Below are 16,113 nucleotides of genomic sequence, written 5' to 3'. Positions count from 1 at the left end.
CGCAGCGTGGGGACGCTTTTTTTGTTTTCCGAACCGCAACGGGGGCACGATGAAAAAATCCAGGCTGGTGATGGTGGGCAACGGCATGGCCGGCGTGCGCACGCTGGAGGAGCTGCTCAAGATCGCGCCCGACCTGTACGAGATCACGGTATTCGGGGCCGAGCCCCACCCCAACTACAACCGCATCATGCTGTCGCCCGTGCTGGCGGGCGAGCAGCAGCTGGACGAGATCATCCTCAACGACTGGTCCTGGTATGCGCAGCACGGCATTACCCTGCATGCGGGCTGCCGCGTGCACGCAGTCGACCGGGCGCGCCGCGTGGTGCACGCCGTGGACGCGGCCGGACAGCCGGTGAGCGCCGAGTACGACCGGCTGATCCTGGCCACGGGCTCGCGCCCCTTCATGCTGCCCGTGCCCGGGCGCGAGCTGGAAGGCGTGCTGGGCTACCGCGACATTGCCGACACCCAGGCCATGATCGCGGCGGCCGCCAGCCACCGCCATGCCGTGGTCATCGGCGGCGGCCTGCTGGGCCTGGAGGCCGCCAACGGACTCATGAAGCGCGGCATGGACGTTACCGTGGTGCATGCGGGCGAGCGCCTGCTGGACCGCCAGCTCGACGAGACCGCCGCCGCCATGCTGCAGGCCTCGCTGGCCGAGCGCGGCATGCGCTTTCTGATGCAAGCCCAGACCCGGGCGCTGACGGGCGACGGCCAGGGCCGCGTGGCCTGCGTGCACCTGCAGGACGGGCGCGAGGCACCGGCCTCGCTGGTGGTCATGGCCGTGGGCATCCGGCCCGAGACCACGCTGGCCGAGCAGATGCACCTGCACGTGCAGCGCGGCATCGTGGTTAGCGACACGCTGCAGACCGTGACCGACCCGCGCATCTACGCCGTGGGCGAGTGCGCAGCGCACCGGGGCGTGGCCTACGGGCTGGTGGCGCCGCTGTTCGAGCAGGGCAAGGTGCTGGCCAACCACCTGGCGGAGATGGGCATCGGCCGCTATCCGGGCTCGCAGACCTCGGCCAAGCTCAAGGTCACGGGCATCCATCTGTTCAGCGCGGGCGACTTCCGCGGCGACGAGGGCACGGAGGAAATCGTGCTCAGCGACCCCGGCGCGGGCGTGTACCGCAAGCTTGTGCTGCGCGGTGACAGGCTGGTCGGCGCCTGCCTGTATGGCGACACCGAGGACGGTGGCTGGTACTTCCGCCTGTTGCGCGATGGCGTGGCAGTGCAGGAACTGCGCGACCGCCTCATGTTCGGCGAAAGTCAAGCAGGCCAGGCCAGCAAGGCCAATCAGACCGACCCGGCCAGCGGCGCGTGACGGCGCCCGTGCCCTGCCCCTCCCTCATCCACCCCAGGCCCACCATGCAAGAAACCCGATCCACCTGCCCCTATTGCGGCGTAGGCTGCGGCGTCCTCATCGAAAGCGATGGTGCGCGCATCACGGGCGTGCGTGGCGATCCGGCGCACCCCGCCAACCACGGCCGCCTGTGCACCAAGGGCAGCACCCTGCACCTGACGGCCTCGCCTGCCCTGGCACAGCAGACGCGGCTGCTGCAGCCCGCGCTGCGCGCCACGCGCGGCGCGGCGCCCCAGGATGTGGGCTGGGATGCCGCACTGGACCTGGCCGCCGGCAGGCTGGCCTCCATCGTGCAGGAGCACGGCCCCGACGCCGTGGGCCTGTATGTGAGCGGCCAGTTGCTGACCGAGGACTACTACGTCTTCAACAAGCTGGCCAAGGGCCTGATCGGCACCAACAACATCGACACCAATTCGCGCCTGTGCATGAGCAGCGCCGTGGCCGGCTACAAGCTCACGCTGGGCGCCGACGCGCCACCGGCCTGCTACGAGGATGTGGACCATGCGGACTGCCTTTTCATCGCGGGCAGCAACGCGGCCTGGGCGCATCCCGTGCTCACGCGACGCATCGAGCAGGCGCGTGCCGCGCGGCCGCAGATGAAGATCATCGTGGCCGACCCGCGCCGCACCGACACGGCCGGCATGGCCGACCTCTTCCTGCCGCTGCGCCCCGGCAGCGACACCCTGCTGTTCCACGGCATGCTGCACATCATGGAACTGGAAGGCTGGCTGGACCAGGCCTACATCGCACGCCACACCAGCGGCTTTGCCGACCTGCAGGCCCTGGTGCGGGAGGCCACGCCCGAGCGCGTGGGCGATCTCTGCGGCCTGCCCCGGCACGATCTGTTCCAGGCCGCGCAATGGTTTGCGCTGGGCGGGGATGCACGCGACGGCGCCGCCCGTGGCGCAACGCTCAGCCTGTACTGCCAGGGCCTGAACCAGAGCAGCAACGGCACGGCCAAGAACGCCGCGCTGATCGGCCTGCACCTGGCCACGGGCCAGATCGGGCGCGCGGGCGCGGGGCCGTTTTCGCTCACGGGCCAGCCCAATGCCATGGGCGGGCGCGAGGTGGGCGGGCTGGCCAACCTGCTGTCGGCCCACCGCGACCTGGCCAACCCGGCCCACCGCGCCGAAGTGGCCGCACTGTGGGGCGTGGACGCCGTGCCGCCCCGCCCCGGCAAGACCGCCGTGGAGATGTTCGAGGCCGCCGCCGAGGGCGAGATCCGCGCGCTGTGGATAGCCTGCACCAACCCTGCGCAAAGCATGCCCGACCAGGCCCTGGTGCGGCGCGCGCTGCAGCGGGCCGAATTCGTCATCGTGCAGGAGGCCTTTGCCACCACCGCCACCTGCGCCTACGCCGACCTGCTGCTGCCCGCCACCACCTGGGGCGAGAAGATCGGCACGGTGACCAACAGCGAAAGGCGCATCTCGCGCGTGCGCCCCGCCGTGGCCGCACCCGGTGCCGCGCGCCATGACTGGCGCATTGCCGTGGACTGCGCGCGGCGCATGGAGGCACGGCTGCGCCCGGGCCGGCCCAGCCTCTTCCCCTACGACACCGAAGACGCCGCTGCCGGCGCCCAGGCCATCTGGAACGAGCACCGCGAGAGCACGCGCGGGCGTGACCTGGACATCACCGGCCTGTCCTGGGATCTGCTGGACGCGCAAGGCCCCCAGCAATGGCCGCTGCCCGAAGGCGCAGCCCAGGGCCGCGCACGGCTCTACGAAGACGGCCGCTTTCCCACGCCCGATGGCCGCGCACGCTTTGCCCTGCTGCCCTGGCATCCGCTGGCCGAGCCGCCCGATGCGCACTACCCCTTCAGCCTGACCACGGGCCGGCTGCGCGACCAGTGGCACGGCATGAGCCGCACGGGCCAGCTGGGCCGTTTGTTCGGCCATGCGGCCGAGCCCTGCCTGCAAATGCACCCGCGGGACATGGCCGAGCGCGGCCTGCGCGCGGGCGACCTGGTGCAGATGAGCAGCCGGCGCGGCGCCCTGCTGGTGCCGGTGCAGCCCGATGACACGCTGACGCCCTCCCAGCTCTTCATGGCCATGCACTGGGGCGGCGAGTACCTGGGCGGCACTTCAATGGGCGGCATCAACGCCCTGACCACACCGGCCTTCTGCCCCGGCTCCAAGCAGCCCGAACTCAAGCACACGGCCGTGAAGCTGCAAAAGGCCGAACTGCCCTGGACCCTGCTGGCCATGGCCTGGCTGCCCGAGGACCGGGTGCTGGCCGTGCGCGAGCAGTTGTCCGCCCTCATGCCGCACTTCGGCTTTGCCAGCTGCGTGCCCTTCGGCAATGCCGTCCCGCTGCAGGACGCCGCCCGGGCCCGGCACGGCGTGCTGCTGCGCGCCGCCGCGCATGAGGCGCCGGGCGAGGCCGTCCTCGCACGGATCGAATCCCTGTTGGGCCTGGATGCCGCCGACACCCTGCGCTACACCGACCGCCGCCGCCAGCACAGCCGCGCGCTGCGACTGGACCGCCACAGCCTGTCCACCACGGTCGAGGCCCTGCTGCTGGCGGGCGACACGCGCGCGGGCAGCTGGCTGTCCACCCTGCTGCAGGACCAGATGCCGGCACAGGACTATGGCCGCCTGCTGCTCATGCCCTCGGGCTCGGCGCCGCTGGCCATCCAGCCGCGTGCGCGCCAGGTCTGTACCTGCTTCGATGTGGACGAGACCACCATCGCAGGCGCGCTTGCGCGCTGCGAGGGCAGCGACGACGCGCGCCTGGCAGCGCTGCAGGGCCAGTTGCGCTGCGGCACCAATTGCGGCTCCTGCCTGCCCGAGCTCAAGCGCCTGGTGCGCCACATACCCCTGGCGGAGAGCCAGGAGTCCGCATGAAAGAGGCGATTGAACAACGGGTTTGCATATATAGCGAAAAGTAATGAAACCTGCGGGAAAATATGCCCCCACAGGATTCCACCCACGATTGCAACGCCATGGGCATCAGCCAATACATCAAGGAAATAGGCCGCGGCGCACGCGGAGCCAAGGCGCTGGAGCGCCCGCAGGCGGCCGACCTGTTCGGCCAGGTGCTGGACGGCGGCGTCAGCGACCTGGAGATCGGGGCCTTTTGCATCGCCATGCGCATCAAGGGCGAGACCGTCGAGGAGATGAGCGGCTTCCTGGACGCCGTGCATGCGCGCGTCGCCCGTTTTCCCGCCTCGGCCAATGGCCGCCCCGTGATCGTGCTGCCCAGCTACAACGGCGCGCGCCGCCTGCCCGTGCTCACCCCCCTGCTGGCCCTGCTGCTGTCACGCGAAGGCCTGCCCGTGCTGCTGCACGGCATGCGCACCGAGGCGCGCCGCATCCTGGCCAGCGATGTGCTGCAGGCCCTGGGCATTGCGCCGCTGCCATCTCCCCAGGCCCTGGCCGGCGGCCAGGTGGCCCATATCCATACCGAACATCTGCACCCGGCCCTGGCGCGCCTGCTGTCCGTGCGCGAGGTCATCGGCCTGCGCAACCCGGGCCACAGCGTGGTCAAGCTGCTGGCGCCCTGCGACGGCCCCTCCCTGCTGGTGACGGCCTACACCCATCCCGAGTACCTGCCCATGCTGCACGGCACCTTCGGGACACTGGGCATGAATGTCCTGCTCTCGCGCGGGCTGGAAGGCGAGGTCGCGGCCGACCCGCGCCGGCTGCCGCGCTACGACGGCTTTGTGGCAGGCGCCCACCAGCTGCTGGCCGAGCAGCAAAGCGGCACCGCCTCCGACGTGCCGGGCCTGCCCGCCGAGATCGACGTGGACACCACGGCGCGCTACACCGAAGACGTGCTCGCGGGCCGGCTGCCCGTGCCGCCCGCGCTCACACGCCAGGTGGAACACATCGTCCACCTTGCCGATCAGATTCGCTGAATACCCCAGAAAAAACGGAGCCCCGCCATGACGACCCCGTCCCACACCCCCGCGAACACCGCCCGGCGCGGCACCTGCACCCTGGTCGGCGCCGGCCCCGGCGACCCGGAGCTGCTGACCATCAAGGCCCTCAAGGCCATACAGGCTGCCACCGTGCTGCTGGTCGATGACCTGGTCAGCGACGCCATCGTGGCCCATGCCGCGCCCACGGCGCGCATCGTCTACGTGGGCAAGCGCGGCGGCTGCAAGAGCACGCCCCAGGCCTTCATCGAAAAGCTCATGCTGAGCGCCGTGCAGGAGGGCGAGACCGTGGTGCGCCTGAAGGGCGGCGATCCCTTCATCTTCGGGCGCGGCGGCGAAGAGGTGGAGCACCTGCGCGAAGCGGGCGTCGAGGTCCAGGTCATCAACGGCATCACCGCTGGCCTGGCCGGGCTCACCAGCCTGGGCGCCCCGCTCACGCACCGCGACCGCGCGCACGGCGTGGTCTTCATCACGGGCCACGCCAAGCCCGGCGACAGCGGCACCGACTGGCGCCAGCTGGCCGCCACCGCACGCGATGCGCGGCTCACCCTGGTGATCTACATGGGCGTGAGCAGCGTGGAGCACATCCGCGCCGAGCTGCTCAATGGCCTGCCCGCAGCCACGCCCGTGGCCGTGATCCAGCACGCCAGCCTGCCACAACAGCGCCACGCGCTGACCACGCTGGGCGCGCTGGTGGAGTGCATTGCCGACACGGGGCTGGGCAGCCCCAGCGTCATCGTCGTTGGCGATGTGGTCCATGGCGTACGGGCAATGGCCGAACCTCAGACGCAGCTCACCGCTGCGGTTGCAGCCGCCTGAGTGCGAGATTGCTGCAATCAAAAATCTATCGATTCATAAAAGTCATTAGTTTTCATTAAAAATCCCCTGTTGGCTGCCGAAACGGCGTTTAGACCGTTTTGGCAGACCGTCAGCTCCGCCAGGCGGCGGTAGCGCCATCGGGGGATTCCATGAAAACACCAGGCCTTACTTTCACTTCCACAGCTGCGCAGATACGGCTGTCCGCATGGCGGCGCACGTGGTCGCCGCTGCTGGCCGGCTGCGCGCTTGGCATGGCCCTGCTCATGCCCGGCCTGGCTGCAGGCGCCGAAATGGTGCTGGCCACGCGCGTCACGGCCGCTGCAAAGCCCTGGCTCACACCCGCGCACCGCCAGTGGCTGCAGGCGCGCGGGCCGCTGACCGTGGGCATTTCCCTGCCCGACCATCCTCCCCTGGAAATGATCGATGGCGAGCGCTTCCAGGGCATCACGGCCGACCACCTGGGACTGCTGTTTCCCGCACCGGTGCGCTTCAAGACCTATGGATCGCGCGTGGCCGTGCTCGATGCGCTGCGGCGCGGCGAGATCGACCTGGCCTGCGAGGGCACCGAGCTGGAGGCCGAACGCGCCGACCTGGCCCTGAGCGTGCCCTACCTGCCCAGCCAGCCCGTGCTGGTGTCGCTCTCGCATGCGCCCTTCGACGCGGAGCGCCGGGGCGCGCGGCTGGCCATGACGCCCAACCAGCTGCTGCGCTCCCAGGTTGCGGCCGCCTATCCTCTCAGCGAGCTGCTGACCTATGAAACACCCCGCCGCGCGCTGGAGGCGCTGAGCCTGGGCGAGATCGACGGCTTCGTCGGCGACACGGTCACGGTGCACTACCTGATCCAGGCCAACTACCTGCTCAACCTGCGCGTGCAGGGCTTTGCCCCCATAGAGAGCCGAGGCTTCGGCATGCTGGTGCGGCATGACGATACGCAGTTGAAGGCCTATCTGGACCAGGCCCTGCCCACCATCACCTTGCAGCATGGCGACGACATTCTGCACAGCTGGACCGGCAGCCGCCGTCCGCTGCTGGGAAGCGACCGCGTGGCCCTGACACCCTCGGAAAAGCAGTGGCTGGATGCCCATCCCCGCATTCCCGTGGTGCTCAACAGCTCGCTGGGATCGCTGGGAAAGCTGAATGCCGACCGCCAGGCCGAGGGCATAGGACCCGACTACCTGGACCTGATCAGCCACCGCTCCGGCCTGCAGTTCGACTACGTGACCGCACGCAACTACAACGAACTCGAGGCCATTCTGGGCTCGGGCAAGGCCCTGCTCACCCCCGTCTACACCTCGCCGCCGATTGCATCGCCCGATATCAAGCTTCTGCCGCCCTACCTGCGCAGCGCGGTGGTGGTGCTGGCCCGGCCCGAGGCGAACGCGGGCACACAGCGCGACAAGGGCATACACCACCTGCAGGGACTGGAGGGCAAGCGCGTGGCCATGGTGGCTGGCTTCTTCCTGGAGGACACGGTGCGCCGCGAGCATCCGCGCATACGGCTGCAGCTGTATCCCGACCTGGCGCAGGCCCTGGCCAGCGTGGCGGCCGATGACAGCGATGCCTTCGTCGGCAACGACTACGCAGCGCGCTATGCCAACGCCCAGCAATTGGGCAACCAGTTGCAGCTCACCGGCATCCTGGAGGACTACACCCGCCCCGTGAGCCTGGCCGTGCATGCCGCCGAGCCCGAGCTTCTGAGCATTCTGGAGAAGGCCCAGCTGTCCATCTCACCCGAAGAAATGGCCGAAATCGTGCGCCTGTGGGCGCCGCGCGATAGCGGCAGCGGCACGCGCTTTTGGCGCGAGCACCGCCAGCGCCTGCTGCTGCTGCTGGCAGCGCTGGCGCTGGCCACGGCCACCTCCCTGGTCTGGGGCTTTTACCTGAGCCGCCAGATGCGCAGGACGCGCCGTGCCGAGCGGCGCGCCGAGGCCGCCAACCGGGCCAAAAGCCTGTTCCTGTCCACCACCAGCCACGAGATACGCACGCCGCTGAGCGCCATCATCGGCCTGCTGGAGCTGGCGCAGGACCGCGAAAAACTCGGCCTGCCCCACCGCGATACGCTGGCCGCGGCCCACAAGGCCTCCCAGGGCATGCTGCTGCTGCTGGGCAATGTGCTGGACCTGCACCGCATCGAGTCGGGCCACATCGACTCCACGCCCCAGCCCGTGGCGCTGCGGCCGCTGATCGAAGACATGGCCCCGCTGCTGCAGGGCCTGGCGCACGGCAAGCGGCTGTCGCTGCGCACCCAGGTTGGCAAGGGCGTGGACCACAGCGTGACGGCCGACCCGCTGCACCTCAAGCAGGTGCTGTTCAACCTGCTGAGCAATGCCATCAAATTCACCGAACGCGGCAGCGTCACCCTGCGCGCGCAGGGCACCCGCCGCCATGACCGCCTGCTGCTGCAGATGGAGGTGGAGGACACCGGCATCGGCATTGCGCCGCAGGACCAGGCCCGGCTGTTCAAGCCCTTTTCGCAGGTGCCGGGCACCCATCAGGACCAGGCCTTCGGCAGCGGCCTGGGCCTGAGCATCACGCGCCGCCTGCTGGAGCACATGGGGGGGACCATCACCCTGGAGAGCGTGCCGGGCCGGGGCTCACGCTTCACGGTCAGGTTGAGCCTGCCCCTGGTGGAGCCGGACGACAGGCCGTCGGCCGAAGAAGTATTGCCCCGGCTCATGCCCGCGCCCCTGGAGCTGCGTGCAAAGGCCGATACAGGCACCGAGCCCCTGCCCGAAGTCCCGGCCGAGCCCGAACTCAGAATCCTGGCCGTGGAAGACTATATGTTCAATCGCGAGCTGCTCAAGAGCCAGCTCACCGCGCTGGGCCACGGCATCTCGCTGGCCGGCGATGGGCAGGAGGCCTGGGCGCGTTGCCTGGTCGAGTCCTTTGATCTCATCATCACCGACGGCCGCATGCCGATCATGGACGGCTTCGAGTTCATCCGGCGCCTGCGTCGGCGGGAAGCCGAAAACCAGCTGCGCCGCTGCCGCGTGATTGCGCTGACCGCCAGCCCCGAGGCCTCCGAAGCCCTGCGCTACCTGCAGGCCGGTGCCGACGAGGTGCTGTCCAAGCCGGCCTCCATGGAAGACCTCAGGCGCGTCATCGAGCAGGTGCGGGACGAGTTGCAGGGCAGCGCGCCCGGCACCTGGCATCGGCCACCGGCCGCACCCTCCACGCTCAGCCCGGCTTGACCGAGCTGCTGGCCGTCACGCGGCTTTGCTCGAAGCGCTGGGCCAGCTCGCGGCGCAGGTCCTTGCGGATCAGCGCGGCCTGCCAGCGGCGCTTTTCCTCGTCGGTGGCCGGCACCAGCGTGGGCACGGGCGCAGGCTGCTTGTTCTCGTCCACCGCCACCATGGTGAAAAAGCAGCTGTTGACATGGCGCACCACCTGGGTGCGGATGTCCTCGGCCACCACCTTGATGCCGATCTCCATCGACGACTTGCCCGTGTGGTTGACGCTGGCCAGGAAGGTCACCAGCTCGCCCACGTGGATGGGCTGCAGGAACATCACCTGGTCCACGCTCAGCGTGACCACATAGCGGCCCGCGTAGCGGCTGGCGCAGGCATAGGCCACCTGGTCGAGCTGCTTGAGAACGGCGCCGCCATGGACGTTGCCCGAAAAGTTCGCCATGTCGGGCGACATGAGCACGGTCATGCTCAGCTGGTGCGATGGGAAATTCATCATTGGATTTTAGGAAAAAGCGCCATTGCGCGAGAATGGGCGCCCTTTTGCCCCCCGAGTGACGTTTTTGTGACCTCTTCCCTCTCTTTCGACGCCATCGTCATCGGCGCCGGCGCGGCCGGTCTGTTCTGTGCGGCCCAGGCCGGACAGCGGGGCCTGTCGGTGCTGCTCCTGGACCACGCGGAGAAGGTGGCCGAGAAGATCCGCATCTCGGGCGGCGGCCGTTGCAACTTCACCAACCGCGACCTGGACGTGCGTGCGCCGCACAAGCACTTCGTGGGCGGCAACCCGCAGTTCTGCCGCTCGGCCCTGTCGCGCTACACGCCGGCCGACTTCATCGCGCTGATGGACAGGCACGGCATTGCCCACCATGAAAAGCACAAGGGCCAGCTGTTCGCCGACCGCTCGGCCGAGGACATCATCGCCATGCTGCTGGCCGAATGCCAGGCCGGCGGCGTGCAGCGCTGGCAGCCCTGCAAGGTCGATTCCGTCGCGCATGCGGATGGCCAGTACCGCCTGCAGACCAGCCGTGGCGCCGTGCAGGCGCCCAGCCTGGTCATCGCCACGGGCGGGCTGTCCATTCCCAAGATCGGCGCCACCGACTTCGGCTACCGCCTGGCCCAGCAGTTCGACCTGCCCCTGGTCGAGCGCACTCCGGGCCTGGTGCCGCTGACCTTCGATGGCGATGCCTGGGCACCCTACGCCCAGCTCGCCGGCCTGGCCCTTCCGGTCGAGATCAGCACCGGCAGCAAGAAGGAACGCATGGCCTTCATGGAAGACCTGCTGTTCACGCACCGCGGCCTGTCCGGCCCCGCCGTGCTGCAGATCTCGAGCTACTGGAAGCCCGGCACGCCCCTGTGCATCAACCTCGCCCCCGAGGTGGACCTGCAGGACGAATTGCTCAAGGCCAAGTCGCGCTCGCGCAAGCTCATCGCCAACGAACTGGCGCAGTGGCTGCCCTCGCGCCTGGCCGATGCCTGGGTGCAGCAGGACGCGGCCTGGCAGCGCCCCATTGCCGAAGCCTCGGACAAGGCCCTGAACCAGCTGGCCGAGCGCCTGTCGCGCTGGGAGATCGTGCCCACCGGCACCGAAGGCTACAAGAAGGCCGAAGTGACGCTGGGCGGCGTGGACACGCGTGCGCTTTCGCAACAGACCATGGAATGCAAGACCCAGCCCGGCCTGTACTGCATCGGCGAAGTGGTGGACATCACCGGCTGGCTGGGCGGATACAACTTCCAATGGGCCTGGGCCAGCGGGTATGCGTGCGCGCAGGCCTTGCCTTGTGCGTGATTTGTCAGATCGCTTTCGTCTCGCGTATAATCGCCCGCTTTGCTGGCAATTGCCCCGTCGGCCAATACTAGTTAACTATTGACGGGGACCAACCGCTGCACATGGCTCTCAGGCCCGATCTTCCCGAGAACCCGCTGTCAGCACAGATATCTGGAAATCTAGCTAATGACCACCATCCGCGTAAAAGAAAACGAGCCCTATGAAGTTGCCCTGCGCCGCTTCAAGCGCACCATCGAAAAGCTCGGCCTGCTGACCGACCTGCGCGCTCGCGAGTTCTACGAGAAGCCCACATCCGAGCGCAAGCGCAAGAAGGCTGCCGCCGTCAAGCGTCACTACAAGCGCGTTCGCAGCATGCAGCTGCCCAAGAAGCTGTACTGATCAGCTCTTGACCAGCCGGCTCTCGTCAGCCGCAAAACCCGCGCTCGGGACGCCAGGCGCGGGTTTTTTGTTTTTGTTTTTTGGTTTTTGTTTTCCGACGCCACTACCTCAGGAGAAATGCCATGAGCCTCAAGGCCCAGATCACCGAAGACATGAAGACCGCCATGCGCGCCAAGGACAGCGAACGCCTGGGCACCATCCGCCTGCTGCTGGCCGCGATGAAGCAAAAGGAAGTCGATGAGCGCGTCGAGCTCGACGACGCCGCCGTCATCGCCATCGTGGACAAGCTGATCAAGCAGCGCAAGGACAGCATTGCCGCCTTCGAGGGCGCGGGCCGCCAGGACCTGGCCGACAAGGAAAAGGCCGAAATGGCCGTGCTGACCGCCTACCTGCCCGCACGCATGTCGGCCGAGGAAGTGGCCACCGCCGTGAAGGCCATCGTGGCCGAGCTGGGCGCCTCCGGCCCCGGCGACATGGGCAAGGTCATGGGCGCGGTCAAGGCGCAACTGGCTGGCAAGGCCGACATGGGCCAGGTGTCCGCTGCCGTCAAGGCCGCCCTGGCAGGTTGAGCCTGCTGCGGCAGCCGCGCCCTTTTCAGGACGCTGCTGCCGCCCATTCCTGCTGAAAGTGCTCCTGCAGGAATTCGACACAGACACGCACCTTGGCCGACAGCTGCAGCCGCGTCGGATAGACCGCCCAGACATTGGCCTCCTGCCGCCATTCGGGCAGCAGCTGCACCAGGCGCCCGGCCTGCAGATGGGCGCCCACATCCCACAACGAGCGCAGCGCAATGCCGCGCCCGTCCACGGCCCACTGCACCACCATCTCCCCGTTGTTGGCCGACAGCGGCCCCGTGACCTTCACCGATTGCTCGGCGGCGCCCGCGCGCAGCCGCCACACGCCAAAGGCCTGGTCGCGCTCCTTGATGGCCAGGCAGTCGTGGGCCGACAGCTCGGCCGGCGTGCGCGGCGTGCCACGGCGCGCCAGGTAAGCAGGCGCCGCGCACAGCACGCGGTGGTTGTCGGCCAGCCGCCGCGCAATCAGGTGGGGCGCAATCTCGTCGCCCACGCGCACATCCAGATCGAAGCCCTCCCCCGCCACATCCACCAGCCGGTCGAACACATCCAGCCGCACCTGCAGCCCCGGATGGCGCTCCACCAGTCGGGACAGCGCCGGCGCGATCACATGCCGCCCGAAGCCGAAGCTGCTGCTCACGCGCAGCAGGCCGCGCGGCTCGCTGCGCGTAATGGCCACCTCCTGCATCAGTTGGTCCATGTCGTCGAGGATGCGCTGCGCCCAGTGGAATACGCGCTCGCCCTCCTCGGTCACGGCCACGCGGCGCGTGGTGCGGTGCAGCAGCTTCACGCCCAACTCCTGCTCCAGCAGGCGGATGCGCTTGCTCACATAGGCGGGCGATGCACCCAATTCCTCGGCCGCAGCGGCAAAGCCGGATTTGCGGGCCACCACGGTGAAGACACGCAGGTCTTCGGGAGCCGGTTGTTTATTCACGATCTGTAAACAATGGAACCACAGTTGGCCGATTGTATTTAGCCCTGGCGCAGCCAACAATGCCATGCATGCGGCCAGGCTGTCAGCGGCGCCGCTTCATATCCATCCATTCGATCCAAGGACAGACACCATGCAAGACACATTCAAGATCGCCGTCATCGCCGGTGACGGCATTGGCAAGGAAGTCATGCCCGAAGGCCTGCGCACGCTGGAGGCCGCCGCCAGCCGCTTTGCGATCAAGCTCGAATTCCACCATTTCGACTGGGCCCACTGCGACTACTACCTGGCCCACGGAAAAATGATGCCCGACGACTGGAAGGCGCAGCTCTGCGGCATGGACGCCATCTTCTTCGGTGCGGTGGGCTGGCCCGCCACCGTGCCCGACCATGTCTCGCTGTGGGGCTCGCTGCTCAAGTTCCGCCGCGAGTTCGACCAGTACATCAACCTGCGCCCCGTGCGCCTGTTCGAGGGCGTGCCCTGCCCGCTGGCCGGCCGCAAGCCCGGCGACATCGACTACTACGTGGTGCGCGAGAACACCGAAGGCGAATACACCTCGCTGGGCGGCATCATGTACGAGGGCACGGACCGCGAGATCGTGATCCAGGAATCGGTCTACTCGCGCAAGGGTGCCGAGCGCCTGCTCAAGTACGCCTTCGACCTGGCCCAAAGCCGCGAGCGCAAGCACGTCACCCTGGCCACCAAGAGCAACGGCATCGCCATCAGCATGCCCTGGTGGGACCAGCGCGCCGAGGACGTGGCCAAGGCCTACCCGGACGTCACGCTGGACAAGCAGCACATCGACATCCTGACCGCGCGCTTCGTGCTGCAGCCGGGCCGCTTCGACGTGGTGGCCGCCACCAACCTGTTCGGCGACATCCTCAGCGACCTGGGCCCGGCCACCACGGGCACCATCGGCCTGGCCCCCTCGGCCAACCTCAACCCCGACCGCAGCTTCCCCAGCCTGTTCGAGCCCGTGCACGGCTCGGCCCCCGACATCTATGGCAAGAACATCGCCAACCCCATCGCCATGGTCTGGTCGGCAGCGCTGATGCTGGACTTCCTGACCCACGGCCAGGGCGCAGGCCGCGCGGCGCACGACGCCATCGTCTCGGCCATCGAGGAAGTCATCAGGAGCGGCCCCCGCACGCCCGACCTGGGCGGCACGGCCAGCACCACCGAAGTGGGCCAGGCCATCGCGGCGCAGATCGCGGGCAAGTAGGCCTCAGGGCTGCTGCGCCTGCCGGGGCCGGCGCACGGCCCTGATGCGGCCGCTTTCTCCGCCGCCGCAGAAGAAGCGGTCGCCGCCGTCGGATTCCAGCCCCGACACGCCGGTGCCCGCCGGCATCTCCAGTCGCTGCAGCACGGCACCGCTGTCCGGGTCCAGGCGCCGCAGATCGCTCTGGCCCTCTTCCCAGGTGCCGTGCCACAACTGGCCGTCCACCCAGGAGACGCCGGTGACGAAGCGGTTGGACTGCAGGGTGCGCAGCACCGCCCCGGTGTCGGGATCGATCTGATGGATCTTGCGGCCGTGGTACTGGCCCACCCACAGCGAGCCTTCGGCCCAGGCCATTCCCGAATCGCCGGCATCACCACCGCCCCCGGGTGCAGGAATGGTGGCCAGCACGTGGCCGGTGGACAGGTCGATCTTCTGGATACGGTCATTGGCGATCTGGAACAGATGCCGGCCATCGAAGGCCGTGCCGGCATCGCCCGGCACAGGGATGCTGCGCACGATCCGGCCGCTGTCGGGGTCCAGCGCCTGCAATTGGGTGCCGGTGGCGAACCAGACCTGGCTGCCGTCGTAGGACACCCCGTGCACGCAATCGATGCCGGGAAAGGGACCGTACTCGCGGATGATTTCTGCAGCTTCTGTCTTCATGCGGAACTCCTGGTTGCGTTGGTCGGCCCATGCTAGCCAGCCGGCAGCACAGCGGGGAGTAACAAAGTCGTCGTGAATCCCGGCGCAGGCCGGGCCACCCAGCGGCGGGCGCGCCCCCGGCCCACGGGCTGCGCCAGCGCGTCGCGCTCCAGCGCCTCCAGGGTCCTCTGGACGCTGCGCTGGCTCGCGCCCAGTGCCAGGGCCAGCGCCGAACTGGCCCAGGCCTCGCCATCGGAGAGCAGCGCCAGCACCGGCCCGCACAGCACGCCCGGCGCACCTTCCACGGGCCGTGCCAGCACGGCCACCCGTGCCTGCCGGGGCGCCAGCACAAATCCCAGGGGCGTGGCGTGAACTTCGGCCAGCGGCCGCAGCAGGCGGCGCAGGCGGCCGATCTCGACACGCAGACGCGCACGGTACGAATCATCGGCCTGCCGGGCGCGAAATACCTGCGCCACCAGCGCCTCGCGTGAGACATCGCCGGGCCAGGCCTCGCCCAGCGCGCGCGCCAGCGCAAACAGCACCGGGCGCCCCGCCAGCGAGACCGCCACCGCTCCGGCGCGCACCGCATGGCGGCAGGCATCCACCACCAGCGCGCCCGAGGCCAGCAGGGTCCCGGCCTCATCCAGCGACAGCAGCTTCTGAGCCTGCGGTCCGGCCGGCTCCCGCTCCAGCAGCACTGCAGCAGGCGCGTGCAGGGCCTGGGCGGCCTGCCCCACCTCGGCGGCCAGTGCTGCAATGCCGGCGGCGCCGGCCGCCTGCGCGGCATCGGCCAGCGCACTGTGCGCCGCACGGATGTCCAATCGGCGCATGGCGATACCCGCCAGGGCCAGGGCATGGAACGCCTGCAAGGCGGCAGGCAGCAGCGCGGGCCGCAGTCCGCCCAGCAGACCCTCGGCCTCGCCCAGCCGGCCCAGCAGCAGGCACCGGCGTATTTCCAGATAGCCAGCATGCGCGGCGTTCACAGGATCGCCATGCGCCTGCAGCACCGCCCGCGCCGCAACCAACCTGCGGGCCGGCCATGCCAGCTCGCGCAGGGCCAGTGCAATCTCGGCCTCGGCCACTACGCAGCGGGCGCGGGCCACGGCCTCATGGGTGCCGAAGGCGCGCGCAGCGCTGCGCAGCAAGGCCCTGGCCCGCACCAGATCGCCCAGCTGCGCCATGGCGATGCCACGCAGTGCCAGCGCGGGCGCATCGTCGCGCAGCGCCACCCGGTTCAGCGCACCAAGGGGGTCGCCAACCGCGAGCGCACGGGCCGCCGCCGTGATCAGAGAATCCATGCCCATCCCATCCATCGTGTGCGGCACGGCTGTGCCTGCAATT

At 68.9% G+C, this 16,113-nt stretch carries 13 protein-coding genes; 9 read left to right on the top strand and 4 right to left on the bottom strand.

The features are described from left to right. Positions 1–49: 49 nt before the first annotated feature. The 5 genes from BO996_RS11160 (at position 50) to BO996_RS11140 (ending at position 9,247) form a co-directional block, all read left to right on the top strand. Positions 50–1,321, top strand: coding sequence for an NAD(P)/FAD-dependent oxidoreductase (locus BO996_RS11160; RefSeq protein ID WP_083571140.1), 1,272 nt, complete (start codon positions 50–52; stop codon positions 1,319–1,321). Between the two features lie 44 nt (positions 1,322–1,365). After that, positions 1,366–4,203, top strand: a complete 2,838-nt coding sequence (locus BO996_RS11155; protein ID WP_071954762.1) for a nitrate reductase — start codon at positions 1,366–1,368, stop codon at positions 4,201–4,203. Positions 4,204–4,301: 98 nt separating this feature from the next. Further along, a complete protein-coding gene (gene ybiB / locus BO996_RS11150) occupies positions 4,302–5,216 on the top strand; it encodes a DNA-binding protein YbiB (RefSeq protein ID WP_047218711.1) in 915 nt (304 codons plus the stop codon). A 27-nt stretch (positions 5,217–5,243) separates the two neighbouring features. Beyond that, on the top strand, positions 5,244–6,056 hold the full coding sequence (cobA, locus tag BO996_RS11145; RefSeq protein ID WP_013803477.1) for a uroporphyrinogen-III C-methyltransferase: 813 nt from the start codon (positions 5,244–5,246) through the stop codon (positions 6,054–6,056). A 251-nt stretch (positions 6,057–6,307) separates the two neighbouring features. After that, complete coding sequence (locus BO996_RS11140) at positions 6,308–9,247, top strand: ATP-binding protein (protein ID WP_071954761.1); 2,940 nt, start codon at positions 6,308–6,310, stop codon at positions 9,245–9,247. Here the strand turns inward: BO996_RS11140 and BO996_RS11135 are convergent. Next, on the bottom strand, positions 9,234–9,737 hold the full coding sequence (locus BO996_RS11135; RefSeq protein WP_013803479.1) for an acyl-CoA thioesterase: 504 nt from the start codon (positions 9,735–9,737) through the stop codon (positions 9,234–9,236). The genes BO996_RS11140 and BO996_RS11135 overlap by 14 nt on opposite strands. A 69-nt stretch (positions 9,738–9,806) precedes the next feature. Here BO996_RS11135 and BO996_RS11130 point away from each other — a divergent pair, with 69 nt between their 5' ends. The 3 genes from BO996_RS11130 (at position 9,807) to BO996_RS11120 (ending at position 11,974) form a co-directional block, all read left to right on the top strand. Beyond that, on the top strand, positions 9,807–11,027 hold the full coding sequence (locus tag BO996_RS11130; RefSeq protein WP_013803480.1) for an NAD(P)/FAD-dependent oxidoreductase: 1,221 nt from the start codon (positions 9,807–9,809) through the stop codon (positions 11,025–11,027). A gap of 165 nt (positions 11,028–11,192) precedes the next feature. Next, positions 11,193–11,405 (top strand): 30S ribosomal protein S21, encoded by a 213-nt coding sequence (gene rpsU, locus BO996_RS11125; protein WP_012204283.1) that lies wholly within the window; start codon positions 11,193–11,195, stop codon positions 11,403–11,405. A gap of 122 nt (positions 11,406–11,527) precedes the next feature. Continuing rightward, a complete protein-coding gene (locus BO996_RS11120; protein WP_012204282.1) occupies positions 11,528–11,974 on the top strand; it encodes a GatB/YqeY domain-containing protein in 447 nt (148 codons plus the stop codon). Positions 11,975–11,999: 25 nt separating this feature from the next. On the opposite strand, the gene BO996_RS11115 is transcribed toward BO996_RS11120, so the two are convergent. Beyond that, on the bottom strand, positions 12,000–12,914 hold the full coding sequence (locus tag BO996_RS11115) for a LysR substrate-binding domain-containing protein (protein ID WP_170962064.1): 915 nt from the start codon (positions 12,912–12,914) through the stop codon (positions 12,000–12,002). Positions 12,915–13,044: 130 nt separating this feature from the next. Between BO996_RS11115 and BO996_RS11110 the strand changes: the two genes are divergently transcribed. Continuing rightward, positions 13,045–14,133 (top strand): tartrate dehydrogenase, encoded by a 1,089-nt coding sequence (locus BO996_RS11110; RefSeq protein ID WP_071954760.1) that lies wholly within the window; start codon positions 13,045–13,047, stop codon positions 14,131–14,133. A 3-nt stretch (positions 14,134–14,136) separates the two neighbouring features. Here BO996_RS11110 and BO996_RS11105 read toward each other — a convergent pair whose 3' ends face one another. Then, positions 14,137–14,793: a Vgb family protein gene (locus tag BO996_RS11105; protein WP_071954759.1), complete on the bottom strand. Its 657-nt coding sequence runs from the start codon at positions 14,791–14,793 to the stop codon at positions 14,137–14,139. A 32-nt stretch (positions 14,794–14,825) separates the two neighbouring features. Next, on the bottom strand, positions 14,826–16,070 hold the full coding sequence (locus BO996_RS11100) for a helix-turn-helix domain-containing protein (RefSeq protein ID WP_071957073.1): 1,245 nt from the start codon (positions 16,068–16,070) through the stop codon (positions 14,826–14,828). Between the last annotated feature and the right edge of the window lie 43 nt (positions 16,071–16,113).

The sequence above is a fragment of the Delftia sp. HK171 genome (genome assembly GCF_001886655.1).
GTDB lineage: Bacteria > Pseudomonadota > Gammaproteobacteria > Burkholderiales > Burkholderiaceae_C > Comamonas > Comamonas acidovorans.
This window is presented reverse-complemented; position numbering and strand designations above follow the sequence as displayed.

What these genes read in the sequence shown, in the direction of transcription:
- BO996_RS11160 (WP_083571140.1), top strand. Translation starts at nt 50, where the DNA reads ATGAAAAAATCCAGGCTGGTGATGGTGGGCAACGGCATGGCCGGCGTG.
- BO996_RS11155 (WP_071954762.1), top strand. Translation starts at nt 1,366, where the DNA reads ATGCAAGAAACCCGATCCACCTGCCCCTATTGCGGCGTAGGCTGCGGC.
- ybiB (WP_047218711.1), top strand. Translation starts at nt 4,302, where the DNA reads ATGGGCATCAGCCAATACATCAAGGAAATAGGCCGCGGCGCACGCGGA.
- cobA (WP_013803477.1), top strand. Translation starts at nt 5,244, where the DNA reads ATGACGACCCCGTCCCACACCCCCGCGAACACCGCCCGGCGCGGCACC.
- BO996_RS11140 (WP_071954761.1), top strand. Translation starts at nt 6,308, where the DNA reads ATGGCCCTGCTCATGCCCGGCCTGGCTGCAGGCGCCGAAATGGTGCTG.
- BO996_RS11135 (WP_013803479.1), bottom strand. Translation starts at nt 9,737, where the DNA reads ATGAATTTCCCATCGCACCAGCTGAGCATGACCGTGCTCATGTCGCCC.
- rpsU (WP_012204283.1), top strand. Translation starts at nt 11,193, where the DNA reads ATGACCACCATCCGCGTAAAAGAAAACGAGCCCTATGAAGTTGCCCTG.
- BO996_RS11120 (WP_012204282.1), top strand. Translation starts at nt 11,528, where the DNA reads ATGAGCCTCAAGGCCCAGATCACCGAAGACATGAAGACCGCCATGCGC.
- BO996_RS11110 (WP_071954760.1), top strand. Translation starts at nt 13,045, where the DNA reads ATGCAAGACACATTCAAGATCGCCGTCATCGCCGGTGACGGCATTGGC.
- BO996_RS11105 (WP_071954759.1), bottom strand. Translation starts at nt 14,793, where the DNA reads ATGAAGACAGAAGCTGCAGAAATCATCCGCGAGTACGGTCCCTTTCCC.
- BO996_RS11100 (WP_071957073.1), bottom strand. Translation starts at nt 16,070, where the DNA reads ATGGATTCTCTGATCACGGCGGCGGCCCGTGCGCTCGCGGTTGGCGAC.